Here is a 10,324-nt window from a genome sequence, read left to right on the forward strand (position 1 = left end):
ATTTTGCCTGAAGAGCACAGGGGACGCTCTCTTCATTCAATTTAGCCTTACTTCTTCAGATCGTTAAGCGGGAGTTAAGGGTAAACAGCATGAATTCCTTTCTGGCCGGGGTAATGGGGGAGGAGAGGATGTCGCAATCCCGGTTTCTGGCGGCTTTCAGGGAATCAGCCCAGGTTCTGGTTGGATAGAGTTCGATGTTGAGCCCTGTTTTGGCCTGAAGCAGCGCGATGTAATCAGCAACAAACCCTTCAAATTCCCCGGCGTCATTGATCCCTTCCATCGGCAGCCAGTGGGGGTCAACGCATAGACGAATCTGCTTTTTTTTCTGCAGGTAGGTTTGTTCTTCCTGAGTCAGATGGAAGGTCGTCTCTTTCAGACCATGAGGTTGCTCTGGAGCTGAAGGTATGCCCTCAGGGTTGGCAGAACCTTTCGGGCTGATAAATAAAACCAGGCAGGCAATAAAGAGGTTGGCGTATGACATGAACTTTCCATTTCATGGTTGAAGATATGCCGTACTATCAGCCGGCCTGTGGTTTTCTTCTCGTTATAGTGCTGAGCAATGGCGCTTTGGTTGCTGTTTATTTCTCTTGCACGTGTCTGACACTCATGCGTTGCCAGAAGATAAACAATGTAATAAACAGGCTGACCATGACAACAATGATGACGATGGCCACGCCATTCCATGCATGCTGAGACTTTCGCTCCATCCAGTGCCGGGTGATGACCTCGACCTCGTGTTGGCTAATTGCCATTTGCGCTTTGGTGAGAATATCTGCCAGCAGAGGCTCATCACTGCGACTGGCGATGCTGAGCGGCAGCTTAAGACTGGTTTTACCTAATACCTTGATATCAGATAGTGACATCTCTTTTAGGTAGTAGCTGGAAGGCACAATAAAATCGATGAAGTAATCCAGTTCCCCGTTGACCAGTTTCAACAAACCATCCTGTGGCGTTTTGATGGATTGCAACACTGCATTCGGGTAGCGGTTCCTGATAATCTCCTCTGTGGCATAACCTGACACAATACCGACCTTGCTGGAAAAAATGGTTTCGACATCCTTGATCATGGGTTTGTGGGTATGGCCGAAAATGCCAACTTCCAGCATCAGGTAGGGTGGAGAAAAACGCATATACTCGCGACGGCTGGGGGTAACCGCTACCGCAGAAAAGATGTCACACTGGCGATCTTTGGCAGCCTGAACTGAATCACTCCATTTTATGGTGGGATATAACACAATGTTGAGGGCTGTACGCGATTTCAGCAGGTTGATGTAGTCGGCGACAATGCCCTCATGCTGCCCAGCGTCGTTGATTTGCTCCAGTGGTAACCAGGCCGGGTCGACACACATGTGAATACGCTTTTTTTGCTGCAGATATTGCTGTTCTGATGGTGTCAGGCTCAGTGGCGTCGTTGGGGTGATGGCTTGATCGCTGGGATATGGCTGAGTTTGGGGTGTCTCTGCCAAAACAGGGAAATGCATCAAGGCCAGTATAATGAAGAGGTTCCGCGAAAAAGACATTGTTATCTTGTCGACCTGTAAGTAACAGTTACTATCCGTTTTATCGGCCATTAAGGGGTTTCTTAATATGTGATTGGTATCGCTGTATTTTCGATAACCATATGATTTATATGTGAAATGGTGGTGAATGGGGCTAGTGTCTAGACAGCCTGCTTATTGAAGATAAATATTGCTGGGTGTCAGCCTCAAACGGATTCACTTGATAGACTTTCGTACTCACAAATTTCACAAGCTTGCCAGGCAAGCTCAATCTCTATTATCTGGAAAGGCCTATAAAGGTGTTTTTCTTGAATTCTGTGTTTTGTTAAAAGTTATCCATGTGTTTTTAGATTAAAGAATTAAATCGAGAAGCGTTTGTGCATTGAATAAACAATGATTCCTGTAATTAATATCGGGTTAACACGGGTGAAATAGTCGCACTATCACTTTATTGTTGAGGAAGCGTAAAATAAAAACGGCTGCCTTTGCCGGGTGATGATTCAAAACCGATTGTGCCGTTCATCTGTTCAATGATGGATTTGCAGATATTCAAGCCAAGGCCAGTACCGGGCAGCTTTCCATTGGCTTCGCTGGAGATGCCGGGAAAGCGCTTGAAGATGTTAGCCTGGTCTTCCAGCTTGATTCCAACCCCCTGGTCGGTGACCGAGACACAGACGGTGTTGCCATCACTTTCAATGGAGACAATGACATCCCCACTGTTACGCGTGAATTTGGCCGCGTTGGAGATCAGGTTGCTCATCACCTGCATAAAACGTCCCTTGTCGACATTCACCGTGATGTCGTTCTGCTCTATTGCTGAAACCAGTTGCACCTGACAGTGGCATTCTCTGGCATAGGACTGGTTCAACTCGACCGCTTCTTCAGCCAGAACCAGCAGATGACAAGGTGCAAGGGTCATATCCAGCCTGCCTGCGTCAATCCTGGAGGCATCGAGGATATCATTGACGATCATGAGCAGGCGGTCGCTGTTCCTTAAGGCAATACCGGCAACACTATTTGCATCCTGTTGCATTTTGTCTGCCATGTTATGCACCAGAAGGCTCAATGACCCCTTGATGGACGTCAGTGGTGTTCGCAGCTCATGGGATACCAGGGAAATGAAGTTGTCCTTGGTGTTGTCCAACGCCTGCAATGCCTTGACCTTCAGGCGAAGTTCCAACTGGCTGACGACCTGCCTGGCCAGGGCTTCCAAAGCGGATTGCTGGATATTCGACAGTTCCCGGGGGTGATGATCGATAACACACAGGGTACCAACCGGCATACTGTTGTTCAGTATCAGTGGCATGCCGGCATAGAATTTGACATGGGGATCGCCGGTTACAAGGGGGTTATCACAAAATCGAGGGTCTTGTTCCGAGTCTGGGACGACCAGTGCTTCATCCTGCAATATGGCGTGAGCACAGAAGGCATACTCCCTGGGGGTTTCCCTGGCCTCAAGGCCATGATGGTATTTGAACCACTGCCGATCCCTGTCGACCAGACTCACCAGGGCAATGGGTGTCCCGCAAATATGTGCCGCCAACTCTGTCAGGTCGTCATACGCCTGCTCTTCCAGGGTGTCGAGAATCTCAAGCTCAAGTAATGTACTCAGGCGTTCATTTTCATTTTCGGGAGTACGTGCACTGCTCATAAACTACCCTGTTCCGGCCAGTCAACGCTTGTCTGCTGACCGCGCCACACCCGCTATTTCCATGACTCTTTATTTAGCTTAGACAAACGGTGTGCCGCTAGTGCACTGAGAACGCGCTTACCCTGTTATCGTCATCATCAGAAAAATATTTTTATTCGAAATATGTGTAGGCTGAGCTTTGTTTATATCGGGTGGTTTTATTCGTCGATCAGATGATGGTGTTTATCCCCATGATCCCGTTTTGAAGGGGCAATACTGCCCCTTGGACAAGAATCACTGAAATCCGGTTGCCCTGATTGGGTATTGACTGCAAATGTGAAGCGGATCAGTTATTAAGCAATAGCGTTATCTGATTGGTCGTGGTGTGACATAGGCAATTGTGTCGGTAAATGAGTCTTTCCCTAACCTACTGAAAAACAGAGGAATCGAACACTTGTTTGAATTTTGTGGCGAGTATTTAGTTGGTAAATGAATTTCCTGATCCAATGAGAAAGTCGTGCAATAAGTCGGCAAATCATTAAGTCTATAAAAATCAATGAGATATGGCGTTTTTGTGGGCTTTCATTATGGAGTGTTTTGGGAATAGGTATATTTGTCGTGCTTGAAGCCTGTACAAGTGTATAGCACCTTAATCTGGGTCAAAAACCACAACTCTCTACGTCTATACACTCCTGCCACAAGAAATGTATGGATAACAGGGCATCTGGACTCATGGTGAAAACAGGCATTGTATTTTCGGGCGGCGGCGGTAAAGGTGCATACGCCATTGGGGTTTGGAAGGCGCTACGTGAGTTTGGTCTGGATCAGAACATTCAGGCGGTTTCAGGTACATCGGTAGGTGCTCTGAACGGTGCTTTGTTTATACAGGGAAATCTGGAACTTGCTGAGCAGCTATGGCTTGATATTGCTACCGACAAGATTCTGCAGTTTGACATTGAAAACTTCGCACAAAAAGTAGCTGTAATGGCGGCAACCTATGCTATTCCGGGGTTTCAGGGCAAAGCTATTCTGCAGGTGGCACAGTTTTTTAAAGGCAGAGGCTGGTTTTCCCAGGATGGATTGAAGAGCCTCATTGCTGGCAGTGGAGCCTGCAGGCGAGTAGCCGAATCATCGGTTCCTTTTTACGTCTGTGCATTACGGCAGAACGGTTTCCAACTGGAATTACCTTTACTTAATAACGCTCCAGAGTCCGAGGTAGCTCTCTGGTTGCAGGCATCCTCAGCTATTCCGGGGATTTTCAGTCCAGTGACCATTCAGGGTAAGAATTACTGGGATGGTGGCGTTGTACCCGGTAAATTCAGCAATAATACGCCCTTTCAGCCACTGATCGAAAAAGAAGGGTGTACCCATATTATTAATATCTATCTGGGTCGCTCTCCGGAAGTCGCATCAGTACAGAAGGATTATCCCGAGACACGATTCTGGAATATTATCCCGTCAGAACAATTTGACGGTCTGATCAGTGCCCTGAATTTCACCCCGGAAAATGCCCGTCAGCTCATCGAGCTGGGTTACCAGGATACTGCGGCCACGTTAAAACGCTTTAGTGCATATCTGGAAGATGAGGAACGTTATCTGGATGCAGTTTGCGAGTTTGCTGACGGCCACCAGGAGTTTACTGATCAGATCACTCTAAATCAGCAGTTACGCTCAGACTCAGGTGAGCCCGTCAATTACCAGGAAGTAATGAATCAGCTGGCAACGCACCTGGAACAGCAGGAACGGCAACTGATTGATGGCAAGCTGGATCAGTTGATTGATGAGATGCGGGGGAATACTGACGAATTACTGGAAGAAGCTTTTAGCGCGATTACGGCGCTTGCTTCCACAGAAGGTCGAATTAACAGCCAGCAGGAACAGGGTTTTATCGGACGCATTCTGGGCACGCTCACCGGTAGCAATTGGCAGCAACAGGCGGAGGTAAACAGTGCGACCCATGCCAGCCTGTATGCCACCCAGTCCCTGATTCAGAAACTGAACCACAAACAGATGTTGTCCATGGAGGCCATGGTTACCCTGGCGAACAAGACCAATTATCTGATGGGGCATGTCAACATGCTCTATGGAGCAGTGCAAAGTCAGGAACAGCGCAATATAGAGACATTTCAGCTATTTGCGAACAGCATTCAGTCTCTGGCTGAAGATACCACGCAGCGTTTCCTGCATCTTGAACAGCGACTGGATCATATTCAACGAAAGCAGGCGCTGGATGACTGGTATCACGAGATTCGCAATTTACCAGGACGTCAGCTTCTGGACAATCTTCTCTATGCTACAGCCAGTTTTTACGAGGCCAGTGGCCGTAGCTGGTCAGATCCTGACATTAACCGTTTTAAAAGCGCACTCAGTGATTTGCAGTTGGCTGATGCAGAAGTTCAACCACAGCAGATTTTTAACAGGGAAAAAGCTCAGGTGTTTGCCCAGCCGCTGTGTGTGGAACACATCTTTCCGGTGGTAGACAGAGGTGGTTTTCACGGGTTGCTGAAAGGTTTGCAGGTGTCTCTTGAGAGTGATAGCTTCCCGTACCTGTGCAAAAGCGCCCCGGAATTATCTCTACCCGCTGACACCCAAGTGACAGGTTTGCAGCTGGGGCTGGAACTACTGTATTCATTACGACGCAATGACCGAAGAAAACCTGCGGAATTTGTAGAGTCTGAAAGCCGATTGCCATCAGAGCGCTATCTAGAGATTCTTGCTGAGCTCAATCTTGTAGCAGAATCGTTAAAAATGAGCCGTGCCTTTCAGCAAACGCTCACTTATCTGACTGACAAGATTAAGCACTTCAAGGTGATCGTGCCGGTGACTGGGAAATTCTCTGCTGGCAAAAGTGCCTTGATTAATCGGTTTCTGGGTCGGACTCTTCTGGATAGCGACATAGAAGCGGCGACCTCCATTGCGACAGAGATATCCTATGGTGAACGAGAATATATGGTGCTCAACTATCTGGATGGTCACTCTGTCGAGAAGCCTCTGGACGCCCTGCGCGAGCTTGAGGTAGATGAGAGTCTGACGTTCATCCAGTTATTTTTGTCTGTTCCGAAGCTGAAGTATCGACCTGACCTGGTACTTGTCGATATGCCGGGCTTTGACGCTAAAAACGAAAGTCATCAAAAAGCTATTGCCTGGTATTTGGGGCGTGGTGACTTCTTTATCAACCTGATGCCCTCGAATATTGCCTTTGATGATTCAGTGATACGCCAACTGGAAGAGATCCATTTTGACTATCAAAAGGATATTGCCTTCCTGATCTCAAAGGCAGGGCGTATTCCTCCCTCAAATCTCACCGAGTTACAGCAAGAATTGGCCAGCACTCTTGCTGAGCGGGGCCTGTCCGACCAGGTACCAGAGGCCATTGAAGCATTGGATCAAGATGGCAGTATTCAGGCTTTTGAGGAGCAACTGGATCAGGCTGTTATAAACAAAGAACATTTGCTGGCTGCAAGGTATGGGCAGGCCATTGAAGATTGTATTGGAATAGCCCTGCAACATATTGCCAGGAATATCCACGGTTTGAATTGTGATGATCCTGAGCTGAAGCATCAGGTTGACGCTGCAGAAACAGCAGTGCAGCGTGTTCGTCAGCAAATTGAGAGGGATTTGTCCGAACTGCGATACAACCTGTGCAGCATCGGTAAGGAGGAACTGCTTGCAGAAGCTCGGCGGACGTTGGACAGTGCCCATGGAACGTTGACTCAGGCAGCCAGATCAGGACAGTTAAGTCAGGCCATTCAGGAGTGTGTCAGGCCCGTCGTTCAGGGCAGACTCCAGCAGCTGATCCAGCAGGAGGTCGATCATCTACAGGGAAAGCTGGAATCATTCGCAGTCGCAGAAGGTGACTTTACGATGACCCTGAGCATTCCAGCTGAAGAGAAAGAACAGTTCTCCATGACCTTTGCGGGTATCGGCGCGGGTATCGCTATGTTGTTCACCGGTCCTGTAGGCGCATTAATTGCGGGTATTGCCAGTGGATTGTTCGGCAGAAAGGATAATGCCGAAGAGCGGGAGCAGATGATCCGACAGACCATTAATAACAGGGTCATTCCAGAGACTCTGCAGAGAGTCTCTTCCTTGCTGGATACTGAGTTAAACCGGGCAGTGACACAATTGTCTCAGCATCTCATGCAGGCATTGGAAAGTGAGCGTCAGAGCAATGAGCAACAGTTGCAGGCTTTGCGTCAGGAGTTACAGGCAACCGTAGAACAACGGCAGTCCGTAAAGCTGCAGCTGTCGGAGAAGCAGGCCCGGCTGAAGGATATGGCATCCGGACTGAATGCCACGGTAGTGAATTAACGTGTTTGTTTTGGAGTATCACGGATTTGAACATTGAAGAGCTAATGAGTAGCCACCTGCCGGTTGAACCCTCAACGGAACATCAAAAATTGTGTGAGCAGGTATGCGACCCTGTCGAAAGGAATGACGTGAACCGATACCTTGGTGATCCGACAGCCGGGTTAGGTCTGTGCGCCCAGCTGATTGCCCAGTGTGACCGCCGTGAACCGCACCAGGAACATTTGGAGCGTATTGGTGAATTGATCAACAATGAATTACTGACCCTGGTAGAAGACACGGATCTTGTCGCAGGAACCGGCTTTTACCACAGAATGCAGCAGTTAAGGGAGAGGCTAACGGAAATTGCCAGTTTCCCATTGCTGGAGCGGTGCTACACCGTGGCTGTAGGTGGTGCATTCAGCGCGGGTAAATCCCGATTCCTTAATTCGGTGCTGGGGTGTCCATCACTGTTACCTACGGATACGACACCCACTACGTCGATCCCAACCTATATCAGCCAGGGCAGGCAGGATCGGATCACGGCCCTGAACCGCTATGGCAAAAAGACGGAGATAGATGAAGAAGCGCTCGGTGCAATCTGTCATGCTTTCAATGACCGTTTTGGTGTGACTTTCAGTCACTTGTTGCAGCTTGTTTCCATTGAGCGGCAGTCTCTGAACTATTCGTCTTTAGCCTTTCTTGATACGCCGGGTTACAGCAAGGCGGACAATGTGGTGCATCGTGGTGGCAACACTGATGAAACTATTGCTCGCCAGCAACTGCGAACGGCTGATTACCTGATTTGGCTGGTAGATATACAAAACGGAACCATACCCAAGCAGGATATGGAGTTTATTGCCAGCCTGGAGTCCCGACAGCCAGTCCTGTTTATCTTCAGCAAGGCTGATAAAAAGCTGGAAACACAGATACGGGAGGTGATTAACACAGCTCGTCGTGACCTGGAGCGGGCCGAACTGCCTTATTTAGATGTGATTGGCTATTCAGCCCAGACTGGGGAGGAAGTGTCAGACAGTGGCAGGGTATTGTCCGATTTACTGGATGCCATTAATTGTCACAAGCCCGGCACTGCACTCTATGTACAGGTGGCCCAGCAGGTCAGCCAGTATGTTAGCGATATTCAGACCAGTAAGCAGAGTCGAAAATTAACACTGGGCACAATGAATGAGCTGCTGTTTGACAATCAATTGTCTGCAGAGCAACAGACCCATCTGCAGGACATGCAGCAGAAGACGAAGCGTGAGCTGGACAGGCTCACCCAGTCCGAGCAGAGTGCTCACAGCTGCCTGAGGGCGCTTCTGGAAACGCTGGAAAGCCTGATGGTCATTTTGGAACTGGCGATTGATCACCAACCCAAACTGCAACAGTTGACTGAATATCGGAAGCAAAGCGATGAGCAGCAGTGGCAGCCCCTTTCTTTTACGGCTTTGTTACAGGGCGAGAAGCGTCAATTGACGGGATATGCTGACCTTAAACGGTTACCTGCACAGGTGAAAACAATCAGTCCGGTAGGGGTGAGCTTTGAGTCTGAGCTAAATCTTGATATTATTATCACCCGCCAGCATGCCAGAACGGTTTTGGGTACCACACCCCTTACCGAAGCATTTATCCCCGGTACACCCGTTGAATTGCAGATCACCAGCAATAACAAATGCTTGGTGCATCTGAATATGCCTATTCCAGCGTAGGCAGTAGTCACGAAATTTCAAGGAAGTAAAAATGGATATTCTGGAATTGATCCATGAAGCCACTAAAGAGGCCAACTCCTTCGCCAATCACCCGGCGAAAGCGTTACCATTGGAAGAGCGCCTGCTCTATCTCAATGGTCTGTCGCTGGTCATGAACGCTGATGCGGATATAGATGAGGGTGAAAAGGAGTATATCCGGATTCTGGTCAAGTCATTTGACCTGGATGAGTCTTGTTTGAATGATGTTGTGGGCTTTGGCCAAGCGCCAGACAAGGATACTATTCAGGCGTTTTTCAGAACATTCCGTCGTAAACCGCTGGCGCAACTGTTCCTCTTTGATGCCTACATGATGGGGATGCGGGATGGTCTGCTGCAGGACAAAGAGCGGGCAGTGATTGATAAGATTGCTGAGCAACTGGAAGTACTGAAAGGCACTCAGCGGGATATTTTTGATTTGTTCTGTCATATCAAGAATAAAAACTGGACAGAAAGCAGTCTCTACTTCAGCTCCCACCTTTTGAACCCCCGGCATTTTCAGCATTTGCTTGAGTATTATGAAGTAGATTTGGACGACCTCCTGAAAAAGACGGAAAAGCTAAGACAAGATCGCCTTAAAGAAAGGTTATATTCTGATCTGAATATGGAATGGATCCCTCTTACATATACCAATACAGATTGTCTTCCTGAACAGACGGAAATTACTAAAGATTTTGTTGGGTTTACAGCTACGTATGGCATTATTCTTCCTTATGTTCAGTCAATGCTGGATCGTGACGAGTTAAGGGTTAACAATAATAATGTGTATAAAAAGTCGGCTATAGGTCGATCCGATACCGGCACCGCTAATGAAGTTTATATTGATTTAAGTGAGAGTGATATCAGGTTTGATCCTGTCAGCCAGAGCTTTTCAGTAGCGCCGGAAAAATCTGATGAATTGGCTGATTTGCCGGCTAAAGTCTTTGTTGACTTTTTTGTTTTTTGTAATCCTATTTGTCCTAATTCAATTGGTTACGGTAAGAGATTTAAAGAGTTACAAGACGATTTTGTTTGTTTTCCTATGGCTTCTGATGTGAATGATGATGAATTTAAGTGCATAGAATCAGAATGTTTGAGAGGGGTGTCAGCACCGATTTAAAATGTCCACCTTTCACCGATCCAAAATGACCTGTGTGAGATGATAATCTAATCAGATTATCGTA

General features: G+C 47.9%; 6 protein-coding genes. 3 read left to right on the forward strand and 3 right to left on the reverse strand.

Features of this window, described 5'->3' with window-relative positions:
- Positions 1-55: 55 nt before the first annotated feature.
- From ABD892_RS13380 to ABD892_RS13390, 3 genes are all read right to left on the reverse strand, one after another.
- Positions 56-481: a transporter substrate-binding domain-containing protein gene (locus ABD892_RS13380; RefSeq protein WP_345196276.1), complete on the reverse strand. Its 426-nt coding sequence runs from the start codon at positions 479-481 to the stop codon at positions 56-58.
- A gap of 97 nt (positions 482-578) precedes the next feature.
- A complete protein-coding gene (locus tag ABD892_RS13385; protein WP_345196277.1) occupies positions 579-1,466 on the reverse strand; it encodes a transporter substrate-binding domain-containing protein in 888 nt (295 codons plus the stop codon).
- Between the two features lie 481 nt (positions 1,467-1,947).
- A complete protein-coding gene (locus ABD892_RS13390; protein WP_345196278.1) occupies positions 1,948-3,150 on the reverse strand; it encodes a GAF domain-containing sensor histidine kinase in 1,203 nt (400 codons plus the stop codon).
- Between the two features lie 714 nt (positions 3,151-3,864).
- Between ABD892_RS13390 and ABD892_RS13395 the strand changes: the two genes are divergently transcribed.
- From ABD892_RS13395 to ABD892_RS13405, 3 genes are all read left to right on the forward strand, one after another.
- Complete coding sequence (locus tag ABD892_RS13395) at positions 3,865-7,440, forward strand: patatin-like phospholipase family protein (protein WP_345196280.1); 3,576 nt, start codon at positions 3,865-3,867, stop codon at positions 7,438-7,440.
- 128 nt (positions 7,441-7,568) lie between these two features.
- Positions 7,569-9,125 (forward strand): dynamin family protein, encoded by a 1,557-nt coding sequence (locus ABD892_RS13400; RefSeq protein ID WP_345196281.1) that lies wholly within the window; start codon positions 7,569-7,571, stop codon positions 9,123-9,125.
- 31 nt (positions 9,126-9,156) lie between these two features.
- Positions 9,157-10,260, forward strand: a complete 1,104-nt coding sequence (locus ABD892_RS13405) for a TerB family tellurite resistance protein (RefSeq protein ID WP_345196282.1) — start codon at positions 9,157-9,159, stop codon at positions 10,258-10,260.
- Positions 10,261-10,324: the final 64 nt, after the last annotated feature.

Origin of the sequence: Kistimonas scapharcae (assembly GCF_039540975.1) — a bacterium.
GTDB classification, from domain to species: Bacteria; Pseudomonadota; Gammaproteobacteria; order Pseudomonadales; family Endozoicomonadaceae; genus Kistimonas; species Kistimonas scapharcae.

Excerpts from the sequence above, each read along its gene's own strand:
- ABD892_RS13380 (WP_345196276.1), bottom strand. The coding sequence starts at position 481 with ATGTCATACGCCAACCTCTTTATTGCCTGCCTGGTTTTATTTATCAGC.
- ABD892_RS13390 (WP_345196278.1), bottom strand. The coding sequence starts at position 3,150 with ATGAGCAGTGCACGTACTCCCGAAAATGAAAATGAACGCCTGAGTACA.
- ABD892_RS13405 (WP_345196282.1), top strand. The coding sequence starts at position 9,157 with ATGGATATTCTGGAATTGATCCATGAAGCCACTAAAGAGGCCAACTCC.